The 13,605-nt window shown below is 43.3% G+C and carries 14 protein-coding genes; all 14 read right to left on the reverse strand.

Going from position 1 to position 13,605, the window contains the following annotated elements; all coding sequences use genetic code 11:
* Nucleotides 1-11 precede the first annotated feature (11 nt).
* A complete protein-coding gene (gene atpG, locus L4C54_RS22105; RefSeq protein WP_428803881.1) occupies nt 12-878 on the reverse strand; it encodes a F0F1 ATP synthase subunit gamma in 867 nt (288 codons plus the stop codon).
* Between the two features lie 35 nt (nt 879-913).
* Nucleotides 914-2,455, reverse strand: a complete 1,542-nt coding sequence (gene atpA / locus L4C54_RS22110; RefSeq protein WP_428803880.1) for a F0F1 ATP synthase subunit alpha — start codon at nt 2,453-2,455, stop codon at nt 914-916.
* Between the two features lie 18 nt (nt 2,456-2,473).
* Nucleotides 2,474-3,004 (reverse strand): F0F1 ATP synthase subunit delta, encoded by a 531-nt coding sequence (locus tag L4C54_RS22115; RefSeq protein WP_428809821.1) that lies wholly within the window; start codon nt 3,002-3,004, stop codon nt 2,474-2,476.
* 14 nt (nt 3,005-3,018) lie between these two features.
* A complete protein-coding gene (gene atpF, locus L4C54_RS22120; protein ID WP_428803878.1) occupies nt 3,019-3,489 on the reverse strand; it encodes a F0F1 ATP synthase subunit B in 471 nt (156 codons plus the stop codon).
* Between the two features lie 72 nt (nt 3,490-3,561).
* Entirely contained in the window at nt 3,562-3,780 is a 219-nt protein-coding gene (gene atpE, locus L4C54_RS22125) for a F0F1 ATP synthase subunit C (protein ID WP_017034377.1), read from the reverse strand.
* A gap of 72 nt (nt 3,781-3,852) precedes the next feature.
* Nucleotides 3,853-4,677 carry a F0F1 ATP synthase subunit A gene (gene atpB, locus L4C54_RS22130; RefSeq protein ID WP_428803877.1) on the reverse strand — a complete coding sequence of 275 codons (825 nt, stop codon included), beginning with the start codon at nt 4,675-4,677 and terminating at the stop codon, nt 3,853-3,855.
* Nucleotides 4,670-5,074, reverse strand: a complete 405-nt coding sequence (locus tag L4C54_RS22135; RefSeq protein ID WP_428803876.1) for an ATP synthase subunit I — start codon at nt 5,072-5,074, stop codon at nt 4,670-4,672. The genes atpB and L4C54_RS22135 overlap by 8 nt, the downstream gene beginning before the upstream one ends.
* Before the next feature lie 134 nt (nt 5,075-5,208).
* On the reverse strand, nt 5,209-6,123 hold the full coding sequence (locus L4C54_RS22140; protein ID WP_428809822.1) for a ParB/RepB/Spo0J family partition protein: 915 nt from the start codon (nt 6,121-6,123) through the stop codon (nt 5,209-5,211).
* 27 nt (nt 6,124-6,150) lie between these two features.
* Nucleotides 6,151-6,924 (reverse strand): ParA family protein, encoded by a 774-nt coding sequence (locus L4C54_RS22145; RefSeq protein ID WP_428803874.1) that lies wholly within the window; start codon nt 6,922-6,924, stop codon nt 6,151-6,153.
* Nucleotides 6,925-6,938: 14 nt separating this feature from the next.
* Complete coding sequence (gene rsmG / locus L4C54_RS22150; protein WP_428803873.1) at nt 6,939-7,571, reverse strand: 16S rRNA (guanine(527)-N(7))-methyltransferase RsmG; 633 nt, start codon at nt 7,569-7,571, stop codon at nt 6,939-6,941.
* Nucleotides 7,568-9,466, reverse strand: a complete 1,899-nt coding sequence (gene mnmG / locus L4C54_RS22155) for a tRNA uridine-5-carboxymethylaminomethyl(34) synthesis enzyme MnmG (RefSeq protein WP_428809823.1) — start codon at nt 9,464-9,466, stop codon at nt 7,568-7,570. Before mnmG ends, rsmG begins: the two co-directional genes overlap by 4 nt.
* Nucleotides 9,467-9,961: 495 nt before the next feature.
* Nucleotides 9,962-10,399, reverse strand: coding sequence for an FMN-binding protein MioC (mioC, locus tag L4C54_RS22160; protein ID WP_428809824.1), 438 nt, complete (start codon nt 10,397-10,399; stop codon nt 9,962-9,964).
* A gap of 49 nt (nt 10,400-10,448) precedes the next feature.
* Entirely contained in the window at nt 10,449-11,810 is a 1,362-nt protein-coding gene (gene mnmE, locus L4C54_RS22165) for a tRNA uridine-5-carboxymethylaminomethyl(34) synthesis GTPase MnmE (protein WP_428809825.1), read from the reverse strand.
* A gap of 170 nt (nt 11,811-11,980) precedes the next feature.
* Nucleotides 11,981-13,603, reverse strand: a complete 1,623-nt coding sequence (gene yidC / locus L4C54_RS22170; RefSeq protein ID WP_428809826.1) for a membrane protein insertase YidC — start codon at nt 13,601-13,603, stop codon at nt 11,981-11,983.
* Nucleotides 13,604-13,605 lie beyond the last annotated feature (2 nt).

Raw genomic sequence — 13,605 nt, forward strand, 5'->3', positions numbered from 1 at the left:
TATTACCTAAATTAAACTGCTGATGCACCTGATACGATTTCAGATAGCTCTTGTGTAATCGCCGTTTGACGGGCTTTGTTGTACACAAGCTCTAGCTCTTCGATCAAATCGCCGGCATTGTCTGATGCTGCTTTCATAGCAACCATACGAGCAGCCATTTCACATGCTAAGTTCTCAACAACACCTTGGTATACTTGAGACTCGATATAACGAGCCATTAAGGTATTAAGAAGAACCTTCTGATCAGCTTCAAACATGTAACTCCATGCATGGTTGAACTGCTCATCGTCACTAAGTGATTTAGGCAAAGGTATCAATTGATCAATTTTTGGTTGCTGGGTCATTGAGTTAACAAACTCATTGTAAACCAAGTGCAAACGGTCAATCTCACCGTCTTGAAACTTTTGTAACATGACGTTGATAGCGCCGATGATGTCATCAAGCGAAGGATTATCTCCAAGCCCTGACGTCTGCGCGACAATGTTTGCACCAATGCTATTGAAGTAAGACGTTGCTTTTGAACCGATAACAGCCAGCTCTACATCAACGCCCTTCTCAGACCAATCGTTCATTTCGGCAATAGCGTGCTTAAACATATTAATGTTCAAGCCGCCACATAAACCGCGATCAGATGAGATAACAATATACCCAACACGTTTAGCCTCACGTTCCAGTATGTATGGATGTTTATATTCCAAAGTACCGTGGGCTACATGACCAATGACCTTACGTATAATTTCAGCATACGGACGTGGGCCTTCCATTGCGTCTTGAGTACGACGCATTTTGGAAGCGGCAACCATTTCCATCGCTTTAGTGATTTTCTGAGTGCTTTTAACACTACCTATCTTGCTACGAATTTCTTTTGAATTGGCCATCGTTACTCTCCGTTAATTACAATACGAGGTTGTAATTACCAAGTTTGGGTTGCTTTGAAGTCGTCGACCAACTTTTTAAGTTGTGCTTCGATTTCTTTGTTGTAAGAACCCGTCTTGTTGATCTCAGTAGCCAATTCAGAATACTGAGCGTGAGCATACGATAGTAGAGCAGCTTCAAAATCTAGAATTTTGTTCAGCTCAACATCTTCTAAATATCCGCGTTCTGCAGAGTAAATAGATAGAGCTTGATCAAATACAGACATCGGAGCGTACTGTTTCTGCTTCATCAATTCAGTCACTTTCTGACCGTGGTCTAGCTGCTTCTTCGTTGCTGCATCAAGATCTGATGAGAACTGAGCGAAAGCCGCAAGTTCACGATATTGCGCTAGAGCGGTACGGATACCACCAGAAAGCTTCTTAATGATTTTCGTTTGTGCAGAACCACCAACACGAGATACCGAAATACCTGGGTCTACCGCAGGGCGAACACCGGCGTTAAATAGTTCTGACTGAAGGAAAATCTGACCATCGGTAATCGAGATTACGTTAGTCGGTACGAATGCAGATACGTCACCAGCTTGAGTTTCGATGATAGGTAGAGCAGTTAGAGAACCAGTCTTGCCTTTCACTTCACCATTAGTGAACTTCTCTACGTACGCTTCGTTTACACGAGCAGCACGCTCAAGTAGACGAGAGTGGAGGTAGAAAACATCACCAGGGAATGCTTCACGGCCTGGTGGACGTTTTAGAAGCAATGAAATCTGACGGTACGCAACAGCTTGCTTAGTTAGATCATCATAAACGATCAGAGCATCTTCGCCGCGGTCACGGAAGTATTCACCCATTGCACAACCAGCGTATGGCGCTAGGTATTGCAGTGCTGCAGATTCAGAAGCAGATGCTACAACCACAACAGTGTTTGCAAGTGCACCGTGCTCTTCAAGCTTACGTACCACGTTTGCGATAGTTGAAGCTTTCTGACCAATAGCAACATAAACAGAGAAAATACCAGAGTCTTTCTGGTTAATGATTGCATCGATCGCCATTGCTGTTTTACCAGTCTGACGGTCACCGATAACCAGCTCACGCTGACCACGGCCGATTGGAATCATTGCATCAACTGATTTGTAACCAGTTTGAACAGGCTGATCAACTGACTTACGATCGATTACACCAGGTGCAATCACTTCGATAGGAGAAGTCAGTTTTGCATCGATAGGACCTTTACCATCGATAGGCTCACCCAGTGTATTAACTACACGGCCAAGCATTTCTGGACCTACCGGTACCTCAAGGATACGGCCAGTACCAGTTACTTTCATGCCTTCACGAAGACCAGCATAAGGACCCATTACTACCGCACCAACTGAATCACGATTCAAGTTAAGTGCTAGTGCGTAACGACCGCCTGGAAGTTCTATCATTTCACCTTGCATCACGTCTTCTAGACCGTGGATGCTAAGAATACCATCGCTTACAGATACGATAGTACCTTCATTGCGCGCTTCAGAAACAACGTTGAATTGTTCAATACGTTGTCTGATTAGCGCGCTAATTTCCGTGGAATTAAGTTGCATTGCTCAAATTCCCCTAAGTTAAGACTTAATAACGTCTTTAAGACGATTAATACGACTAACGAGTGAGTTGTCTAGCACTGTATCGCCAGATCTAATCACCGCACCACCTATCAAACTGCTGTCGACAAGACAGATCATTTTCACACTGCAATCAAAGTGTTTTTCAAGCGTCTTAACTAGCTCAGCTAGTTGCGCTTCACTTAATTCAAATGAAGTCGTTACTGTTACTTCTTTCACATTTAACGCTTCAGCTGAAAACAGTTGAAATTGTTGATAGATATCACTTAACGCTGAAGTACGACGATTTTCGATAATAACCTTTAAGAAATTCTGTAAAGGTTCATCAAAGTACTCACCCGCTACATCGAAATACAATTGCATCAATTGTTCAGGTTGCAGGCGTAATGCCGCTTTCTGTAGCTCAGGAGCTAGAGAAAGGGTTTTCGCAAGTTCAAGCATGCTTGACCATTGGTCAACCGTACCGTTATCACTTGCGTAGCCAAATGCAGCCTTAGCATAAGGACGAGCAATAGTTGTCAAACCAGACATACCGACGCCCTCCCTTATAGCTTCGCAGAAATACTATCAAGTATGTCTTGATGAGCAGCTGGATCAATCGAACGCTCGATGATTTTCTCAGCACCAAGAATAGCTAGAGTAGCAACGTCTTTTTGCAGTTCGTTACGAGCACGTAAAGTTTCAGCTTCTAACTCAGCTTTACCTTGAGCTAGTACGTGTTCACGCTCTTGTGTCGCTTCTTGACGAGCTTCGTCCAGAATTTGAGCTTTGCGTTTATTTGCTGACTCAATAATTCCAAGCGCTTCTTGCTTAGCATCCTTTAACTGATCTGCTGCATTGTGCTGTGCTAGTTGTAACGCTTTATCAGCACGTTCAGCAGACTCTAAACCTTCAGAGATTTTCTTCTGGCGCTCTTCAATTGCTGCGATCAATGGTGGCCACACGTACTTCATGCAGAACCAAACAAACAACGTAAATGCGATTGCTTGACCTAGCAGAGTTGCATTGATATTCACAATGACCCTCCTTTATTCTTTTAATGTCTCGCTAATGCGAAACGACGTAGAGTAAATAAGAAAGGGGGTTTCTTACAATGCGAACAGCATGTACATAGAGATACCAACACCGATCATTGGAACAGCATCTAGTAGACCTGCAAGAATGAACATATTTGTTTGTAGCACTGGAGCCATTTCTGGTTGACGAGCAACAGACTCAAGGAACTTACCACCTAGAATTGCGAAGCCGAAGCCAGTCGCGATTGCACACATACCTAGTAGTAAAGCTACAACGAAATAAATTTCCATAATAATCTCCGAAATGAAATTTTGAGATAGGCTATAACCTATCAATTATAAATAAGTAAATTTTTTTAAATTTTAGTGTGAATCGTTACTTGCCATGCTGAGGTATACAATTGTCAGCATCGTAAAGATAAAGGCTTGTAGCACGATAACTAAAATGTGGAAAATAGCCCAAATAATATGTGCAATAACACCAAGTCCACCTAAAACAGCACCTGCCGTGTAAGTAACCGCAATCAAGATGAAGATAAGTTCACCTGAATACATGTTTCCGTACAAACGAAGTGATAGTGAAACTGGTTTTGCAAATAATGAGACTGTTTCCAGGACCAAGTTAAAAGGTATTAACGCTTTATTATTAATCGGGTGCAGCGTAAATTCCTTCACAAATCCCTTAAAGCCTTTGTACTTAATCATGTAAGCCACGGTAAGTATTAGGACACCTATTGCCATCGCTAGAGTTGTGTTCAAGTCGACCGTAGGGACAACCTTGAAGTATTCAAATCCAGCTAAGTGCATTAGTTGAGGGATAAAGTCGACCGGTATCAAATCCATTGTATTCATCAGTAGAATCCAACAGAAAAGAGTTAAAGCTAATGGTGCGACTAACTTATCACGTCCATAAAAAGCACCTTTTACAATCTCATCGACTTGTTCAACGACCATTTCGACGAAGCATTGTAATTTTCCAGGGGTGCCTGTGGTTGCGTTTTTTCCAACCCGATAGAACAACCACAAAAATAGCGAACCCAATAGTGCTGAGACTAATAGAGTGTCCCAGTGTAGAGTCCAGAATCCAGCTTCTGCACAACCATAGTTTGTGGCAATGCTGCCATCAACAACACAAACTTTGGCGTTAGTGAGGTGGTGCTGAATATATTCCTGCGGAGTATCAGCCATGGTTAATCCCATTTTTTGAAAAAAATAAAATAGGTGCAAACCAAAATATGAGTAATGTCAGCTTATAACCTGCAAAGAAAGCGCCTGGACGTAGAAACTCCGTTACAGAAAAAACTAAAATAAACAATATTATGGTGACCACCAGTTTTAAAGCCCATCCGATAAAAATAAAACCAAGTAGTACAGAACCATCGGCATCATCGTTAGGGATGAAGGCAAACAGAGCATATATGTAGTTACCTAGAACCGCGATCATCCCGCCTTTAAGAATAAAGCGGGCAGCCTCGTCTCCACACTGCACATATGTTAAGCCCCCGATAAGAACAACAAACATAAGCTGTAAATGGACTACTTTAAAAGCTACTTTCCCTTTTTCGCTTAGATTTGAAATAAACATCAAAAGCACCTGTTTTCGTGTTGTTTACTGATCAAGAACAAAGAAAGGTCCCTCTCAGTAAAAAAAGCTTAAAAAGTATATAGAGACAGGAGCAAAACACAATAGTAAGCCCCGCATCTCAACTAACTTGAATTCTATTCTGTGAGCTCGGAGGTGCTATGACCTTGCGCTAACAGATGTAAGATTTTGTGTAGCTGGTCCTGACTATCAAAGTCAATCTGAATTTTACCTTTGCCAGCCTTACCAAGAGCAACATTCACCTTTGAGTCATACTGCTGCGATAACGCCGCTAGTTGAGCTTCAGCATCGCTAGATAAGCTCATTTCAGGCGTACTAGACTGTTCTTCTGGCTTTAAAAGTTTCTTAACCAATGCTTCGGTCTGGCGTACGGTTAGGTTCTTTTTAGCTACTTCTACAGCCACTTCAGCTTGCTTATCGCCTTCGAGAACTAGCAGAGCACGAGCATGGCCCATTTCGAGCTGTTTGCTTGCAACCAAACCTTTTACATCACTCTCTAACTGATTGAGACGCAATAAGTTACTGACCGTGGTACGTGACTTACCGATCACCTCAGCAACTTGCTGATGAGTTAATGAAAACTCATCTTGAAGACGCTCAAGCGCCTCGGCCTCTTCGATGGCATTAAGATCTTCTCGTTGGATATTTTCAATCAATGCCATTGCGATCGCCGCGCGATCTTCAACTTTCTTATTCAAACATGGAACGCGTTTTAAGCCCGCTTGACGCGCTGCGCGCCAACGTCTTTCACCCGCAATGATTTCAAAATGTTCATTGTCGATTTGACGAACCACAATCGGCTGAATAATGCCTTGTGATTGAATAGAGGCTGCTAGCTCTTCTAGTGCCTCAGGTGCCATGTCTTTACGCGGTTGATAAACACCTGGCTTTAACTGACTAATGCTCAGTTCAATCAGTTCGCCATCAGCAGATAGAGCTTGGCTTTGAGAAGCAACATGCTGTTTTTCTCGCGCTAATGAACTGGTTGCAAGCAGCGCATCCAGCCCTTTTCCTAAACCACGTTTAGACATGACAGCAGATTCCTTTTAAATATATTTTTATGCAGGGACTTCATCGCGACGAAGCATTTCACCGGCGAGCGCTAAATAGGCTTTCGCTCCAGCAGAGTACTTGTCGTAATACATAGCAGGCTTGCCATGGCTTGGCGCTTCGGCTAAACGAACATTTCTTGGGATAACCGTTCGGTAAACTTTATTACCAAAATGTTTTTTCAATTGATCCGATACTTCGTTAGAAAGTCGGTTTCTCGGGTCATACATCGTTCGCAATAACCCTTCAATTTTAAGGTTCTCGTTTACCACTGCGGCCAGCTTGCTAATTGTGTCCATCAATGCGGTTAACCCTTCCAGTGCAAAGTACTCACACTGCATAGGAACCAACACAGAATCTGCTGCTGCCATAGCGTTGATTGTAAGGAGATTTAGCGACGGAGGACAATCGATAAAGATGAAATCATAGTTATCACGAACCGAAGCAAGGGCGTTTTTCAACCGAACTTCACGTGCAAAGACTTCCATGAGCTTAATTTCAGCAGCAGTAACGTCACCATTAGCAGCAATCAAATCATAATGACCGGAAGTTTTGGTACAAACCACTTCATCAAATGGTACGTCTTCAACCAACAACTCGTAAGCCGTAGCATCAACTTGATACTTGTCCACTCCGCTTGCCATAGTGGCATTGCCTTGAGGATCGAGATCGACAACTAATACTTTACGTTTAGTCGCGGCCATAGACGCTGCTAAGTTAATGCACGTTGTTGTTTTTCCTACGCCACCCTTTTGGTTGGCTATTGCTACTATTTTACCCACGGTCTGCCTCGCTGTTATCCCTTGCGGGATAAGATTACAAGATGACGTTCACCTTCTAATTCAGGAACGTTCAAAGATTTGACACAGTTCACAGAACACCATTCTGGTAGCTGCTCAACTTCATCTTTCTGCAATTGCCCCTTAAGTGCTAGGAAAACTCCAGAATCTGGTTTAGGGAGGTGGTGACACCACTCAACCATATCGGACATTGAAGCAAATGCACGGCTAAGTACACCATCAAATTTATCTTCTGGCTGGAACTCTTCAACGCGACTTTGGACCGCCGTCACATTTTTAATTCCAAGCTCATGTGCCACCTGCTTAATAAAACGAATTCGTTTTCCTAAGCTATCAAGCAAATAGAACTCTTTATCAGGGTGCATGATCGCTAAAGGGATACCAGGAAGACCAGGACCCGTTCCAACATCAATAAAACGATCCCCTTCAAGGTGTTCACCGACCACGATGCTATCAAGAATATGTTTAACGATCATTTCTGAAGGATGACGAACAGACGTCAAATTGTAAGCTTTATTCCATTTATGCAGCATCTCAACATAGCCAATCAGTTGATCCGCTTTTTCTGACGATACCTCTAAATTGGTTTGGCTAACAAGTACATCAAGCTTTGTTCTTAAGTCACTCATTGTGATTCTTCACCCTTCTTCAATAGACCTTTTTTCTTTAGATAAACCAACAAAATAGAGATAGCGGCAGGGGTAATCCCTGAAATTCGTGACGCAATACCGAGAGTCTCTGGTTTTGAATTTGAAAGTTTTAAAATTACTTCGTTAGATAAACCTGATATGCCACTGTAATCGAAATCAGCAGGGATTTTAGTGTGCTCATGGCGCAACGATTTCTCGATTTCATCTTGCTGACGCTGAATATAACCTTCGTATTTCACTTGGATCTCGACTTGCTCTGCTGATTGCTGATCATCCAGTGCAGGAGAAAAATGATCCAAACTGGTTAGCTGTGCATAAGTGATCTCAGGTCGACGAAGTAGATCTTCACCACTCGCTTCTCTCGATATTGGGCTTTTCAGTAATTCATTAAGTGCATCAACGCCTTCAGACTTAGGATTGACCCATTGATCTTTTAGTCGCTGACGTTCTTTTTCAATATTTTCAACTTTTTGGTTGAAGCGAGACCAACGCTCATCATCAACTAAACCAAATTCACGAGCTTTCTCGGTTAAACGTAAATCTGCGTTGTCTTCACGAAGCAACAAGCGATATTCAGCACGAGAGGTAAACATACGGTAGGGTTCTTTCGTCCCCATGGTAGAAAGATCATCGATCAATACGCCCATGTAAGCTTGATCACGACGTGGGCTCCAGCCCTCTTTGCCTTGAGTGTACAAGCTCGCATTAAGTCCGGCCATAAGCCCTTGAGCTGCTGCCTCTTCGTAGCCTGTTGTGCCATTAATTTGTCCGGCAAAGAATAATCCAGCAATAAATTTGTTTTCGTAAGTTTGCTTGAGATCTCTTGGGTCAAAGAAATCATATTCAATCGCGTAACCAGGACGAACTATATGGGCATTTTCAAACCCTTTCATTGAGCGAGCGATCTGAATTTGAACATCAAATGGCAAGCTGGTGGATATTCCATTTGGATACAGTTCGTGAGTCGTTAACCCTTCTGGCTCAATAAAAATCTGGTGACTGTCTTTGTCAGCAAAGCGCATGACCTTGTCTTCAATGGAAGGACAGTATCGAGGTCCAATTCCTTCGATCACACCAGCATACAGAGGGCTACGGTCAAGATTGGCACGAATTAAATCATGCGTTTTTTCGTTAGTATGCGTGATGTAACACGGTATTTGCGTTGGGTGCTGCTCACGATTACCCATGAAGGAAAATACCGGTGTTGGGTTATCACCATGCTGAGCTTCAAGAGAAGAAAAATCGACGCTTCGAGCATCAATTCGAGGTGGTGTTCCCGTTTTTAAACGATCAACACGCAGTGGTAACTCACGAAGACGTTTCGCTAATGCGATTGATGGAGGATCGCCTGCGCGACCTCCTGAGAAGCTTTCCATACCTATGTGAAGCTTTCCACCAAGGAACGTTCCAACGGTCAACACAACCGATTGAGCGTAGAATTTAAGCCCCATTTGAGTCACTACACCGACGGCTTGATCATTTTCTACAATAAGATCATCAACCGACTGTTGGAACAGGGTTAAGTTTGGCGTGTTTTCAAGAGCATGACGAACATAGGATCTATACAGCGCTCGATCAGCTTGCGCACGTGTTGCTCGAACCGCTGGCCCTTTTGATGCGTTCAAGGTTCTAAATTGAATACCCGAATGATCAATTGCTTGAGCCATTAATCCACCCATAGCATCGACTTCTTTGACTAAATGCCCTTTGCCAATACCACCAATAGCGGGATTGCAAGACATTGCCCCTAAGGTATCAATGTTATGTGTTAGCAGTAATGTGCTTTGCCCAGTACGTGCAGCAGCAAGAGCAGCTTCGGTTCCTGCATGACCACCACCAACAACGATGACATCAAATTTTTCGTGATAGAGCATGTATAAACCTTAAGTGATCAAACGAAATTATGGATAGATAAAAGAGCGACATTCTACCTTTTTTAATGGAATGAGAAAACGAAATTATGGAATTTTCATTTTTCGTCGATCCCTTAATATATATAAGATCTATATAGAGATCTTTTATTAGATCTATTATTAAGGAAGCCCTTTTCTGTGGATAACTGGAAAATGATCAACAAGATCATGCTTTTTAAGTAGATCATTTGTTGTGATCTAGCGTTGATCAAGCAGAGGATTAGCTGGGATCAAAATGGCTACTTATGCACAGGGGGAGTCGGGCTATGAAGTTGTTCATTGGATAACTATAGGATCATCACCGTATATCTACCTATTTATCCACAGACTGTTTGGTTGTTTTTTGTTCGGTTGAACTGCTACATCGGTCGTTAAGTTATTCACAATTGCAGTTGAAGAGAGTTTAAAGCAAAAAAAAGTGGCCATAGTTGGCCACTTTTTTGCGAAATATTGAAATTAACGAAGCAGATCCTGATGCTTTTCTAACCAAATATCGACATCATCTTCAGGGACTGGGGTATTTAATACATCAATTAGTAGGCTATCACAGAGTCGATTTGCACCAATATCAGCCAGTAAATGGTCAGCATGCTTACCTGCGCTGCAGAAGGTATCGTAACTCGAATCGCCTATTCCAATGACCGCAAAGCTCACATCTGACATTTTAGGCGGTGTCGATTGAAGCGCCTGAATGAAGGGTTGAATATTGTCAGGATAGTCGCCTGCACCGTGTGTGGACGTCACTATTACCCAAGTTCCAGAGGCCGGAATAGTGTCGATGCTAGGGTGGTTATGCACCGTGGCTTCGACTCCTGCAGCGGCTAAGTGGTCAAAAATATGATCACCTACATATTCAGTACCACCAAGCGTGCTACCTGTAATTATATGAATCATTTACACTTTCCTTGTTATTCTTTATCTAGATAGTGGTTGAGCGTGGTGATTATTTACCAATACAAAATGAAGAGAAAATCTGTCCTAATAAATCGTCTGAACTGAATTCACCCGTTATTTCATTAAGATGCTGCTGGGTGATGCGTAATTCTTCTGCCAGAATCTCACCGGCCATGTAGCCTTCAAGTTGTTGCTGACCAATATCGAGGTGATGAGCTGCGCGCTCAAGTGCATCTAGATGGCGTCTACGAGCCATAAACCCGCCTTCATGACCGCCAGCAAAGCCCATGCACTCTTTTAAGTGAGTTCTTAATGCATCGACGCCTTGGCCTGTTTTTGCTGATAAACGGATTAAAGTCGGTGAATTGACATGGCAAATCCCAAGATCTTCGCTTGTCTGATCGGCTTTATTTCGTATGACTGTCATGCCAATATCTTTTGGTAGACGATCAACAAAGTCAGGCCATATTTCCGTTGGATCGGTCGCATCTGTTGTGGTGCCATCGACCATAAATAGAACTCGATCCGCTTGTTTTATCTCTTCCCAAGCGCGCTCTATGCCTATTTTTTCCACTTCATCAGACGCATCACGTAGTCCGGCCGTGTCGATAATATGCAAAGGCATCCCATCAATATGGATGTGCTCGCGTAGAACATCACGGGTTGTACCAGCAATTTCGGTGACAATTGCTGAGTCTTTACCAGAAAGCGCATTGAGCAAGCTCGATTTACCGGCGTTAGGGCGTCCGGCAATGACGACTTTCATCCCTTCACGCATGATCGCACCTTGATTGGCTTCTTTGCGCACCGCTTCAAGATTATCAATGATGGTTTGGAGATCAGAAGAGACTTTGCCATCGGCAAGGAAATCAATCTCTTCTTCGGGAAAGTCGATAGCCGCTTCAACATAAATACGTAGATGGATTAAAGAATCGACTAATGTATTGATGCGATTGGAAAACTCACCTTGCAGAGATTGTAGTGCCGATTTTGCCGCTTCTTCTGAGCTGGCATCAATCAAATCAGCAATCGCTTCTGCTTGAGTTAGGTCCATTTTATCGTTTAAAAAAGCACGTTCAGAGAACTCTCCGGGCTTTGCTGCTCGTACTCCTGAAATGCTCAAGATACGTTTGATAAGCATATCCATAACCACAGGACCACCGTGTCCTTGTAGCTCAAGCACATCCTCACCAGTAAAGGAGTGAGGATTTGGGAAGAAAAGCGCAATGCCTTGGTCGAGCTCTGTGCCATTTTCTGCTTTAAAAGCAAGATACTCTGCATAACGCGGTTTAAGTGCTCTGCCAGTAACTTTTAGGGCGACTTGCGTTGCAAGAGGGCCGGAAACACGAACAATTCCAACGCCACCTCGGCCAGGAGCTGTTGCTTGAGCAACAATAGTATCTGTAGTCATAGTTTTGCCATTTCGATAGTAAGTAGCACGGTTAGTCATAAGTGCTATTTGGATATTCACTAATTAGCGCTCTTAGGTTGTTAACGCTATTAGTTTGTTAACGCAATTGTAATCAGCGAAAAACAAAAAGGCGACCTTTTGGTCGCCTTTCTTTATTTCTTTATGTCGTCTTACTTAGAATGTAAGCCTTTCTTTTCTAGCGCTCGATAAATCAACGTTTGCTGAATCAGCGTTACGATGTTTGATACTAGCCAGTAAAGAACCAACCCTGATGGGAAGAACAGGAAGAAGAAGGTAAACATAACCGGCATAAAGGTCATGATCTTCTGCTGCATAGGATCCGTTACAGTTGTTGGGCTCATCTTCTGGATTAGGAACATTGAAGCACCCATCAGCAATGGCAGGATGTAGTACGGGTCCTGTGCTGATAAGTCATGAATCCAACCAAAGAATGGTGAGTGACGAAGCTCTACCGACTCCATTAGTGCCCAGTACAGTGAAATGAAGATAGGCATCTGTAGGAAGATAGGTAAACAACCACCAAGTGGGTTCACTTTCTCTTTCTTATACAGTTCCATCATTTCTTGGCTCATGCGTTGACGGTCATCGCCAATACGCTCACGCATTGCAGTCAGCTTAGGCTGAAGCATACGCATTTTCGCCATTGAGGTGTACTGCGCTTTTGTTAGTGGGTACATCGCACCACGAACAATAAACGTTAGGACTATGATTGCTAGACCCCAGTTCACAACAAAGCTTTGAATGAACGATAGAAGTGTATGCAGCGGTTTCGCTATAAACCACAACCAACCGTAATCAACTACAAGATCAAGGCTTGGTGCAACCGCTGCCATCTCGTTTTGTAGTTTAGGACCAACCCAAAGTGTACTTTCAAATTGAGTCGTTTCGCCCGTAGCGATTGTTTTGTTTGGCATACGCACGCCGATATCAGCTAGGTTGCCGATAACGCGAGTATATAAGCTAGTACCAGGCTCGTTACGTGGAACCCACGCCGTTGCGAAGTAGTGCTGGATCATCGCTGCCCAACCTTGGCCATTTGGCAGGCTGATAGACAGGTTACGATCTTGCATGTCACCAAAGCTGTATTTTTTGTAACGCGTGTCTTCAGTTGAGTATGCGCCGCCACGGTAAGTTGGCATTGTTAAGCTGCCACCCTTATCCATCACAGTTTGACGAAGGTGAGCGTACATACCAACCGTTGCGTTATTGCCTGAGTTGTTCGCAACATCAAACGTTACGTCGATAGCGTAGCTACCACGTTTAAGGATAAACGTTTTAACGTAGTCAATGCCGTTCGCTTGGAACGTCATTGGGATGCGAAGCTCGTCTTGGCCGTCAACAAGTGTGAAGCTATCAGCTGATACTTCATAGTTTGGACGATTTGAGCTGCTTAAATCGATACCTTGAGGACCAACTAAACCACTTTGAGCGATAAATTGATGCGCTTGAGTATTTTGTAGCAACACAAAGGATTCTTCAGAATCGAATTCTTCATCGTATTGATTTAATTCTGCAGCAAGAACATCACCACCAACCGTGTCGATAGACAGAGTTAGGACGTCCGTAGTCACGGTGATTGTTTGCGCAGACGCAGACGATTGACCTGGAGCTGGATCGAGATCATCAGCAAAAGATGGTGCCGGTAGTGAGCCGCTAGATTGTGCCTGTTCAACTGCTTGTGGAGCTGGAGCCTGTGCTACTTGCCATTGTTGGAATAGTAGAAAAGAAACCAAAGCCAAAGCAATTAGCAGGATATTACGTTGAGAATCCATCG

The organism is Vibrio lamellibrachiae (assembly GCF_050337265.1).
Lineage (GTDB): Bacteria > Pseudomonadota > Gammaproteobacteria > Enterobacterales > Vibrionaceae > Vibrio > Vibrio kyushuensis.

What these genes read in the sequence shown, in the direction of transcription:
- atpG (WP_428803881.1), bottom strand. Translation starts at nt 878, where the DNA reads ATGGCCAATTCAAAAGAAATTCGTAGCAAGATAGGTAGTGTTAAAAGC.
- atpA (WP_428803880.1), bottom strand. Translation starts at nt 2,455, where the DNA reads ATGCAACTTAATTCCACGGAAATTAGCGCGCTAATCAGACAACGTATT.
- L4C54_RS22115 (WP_428809821.1), bottom strand. Translation starts at nt 3,004, where the DNA reads ATGTCTGGTTTGACAACTATTGCTCGTCCTTATGCTAAGGCTGCATTT.
- atpE (WP_017034377.1), bottom strand. Translation starts at nt 3,780, where the DNA reads ATGGAAATTTATTTCGTTGTAGCTTTACTACTAGGTATGTGTGCAATC.
- atpB (WP_428803877.1), bottom strand. Translation starts at nt 4,677, where the DNA reads ATGGCTGATACTCCGCAGGAATATATTCAGCACCACCTCACTAACGCC.
- L4C54_RS22135 (WP_428803876.1), bottom strand. Translation starts at nt 5,074, where the DNA reads ATGTTTATTTCAAATCTAAGCGAAAAAGGGAAAGTAGCTTTTAAAGTA.
- L4C54_RS22140 (WP_428809822.1), bottom strand. Translation starts at nt 6,123, where the DNA reads ATGTCTAAACGTGGTTTAGGAAAAGGGCTGGATGCGCTGCTTGCAACC.
- rsmG (WP_428803873.1), bottom strand. Translation starts at nt 7,571, where the DNA reads ATGAGTGACTTAAGAACAAAGCTTGATGTACTTGTTAGCCAAACCAAT.
- mnmG (WP_428809823.1), bottom strand. Translation starts at nt 9,466, where the DNA reads ATGCTCTATCACGAAAAATTTGATGTCATCGTTGTTGGTGGTGGTCAT.
- mioC (WP_428809824.1), bottom strand. Translation starts at nt 10,399, where the DNA reads ATGATTCATATAATTACAGGTAGCACGCTTGGTGGTACTGAATATGTA.
- mnmE (WP_428809825.1), bottom strand. Translation starts at nt 11,810, where the DNA reads ATGACTACAGATACTATTGTTGCTCAAGCAACAGCTCCTGGCCGAGGT.
- yidC (WP_428809826.1), bottom strand. Translation starts at nt 13,603, where the DNA reads ATGGATTCTCAACGTAATATCCTGCTAATTGCTTTGGCTTTGGTTTCT.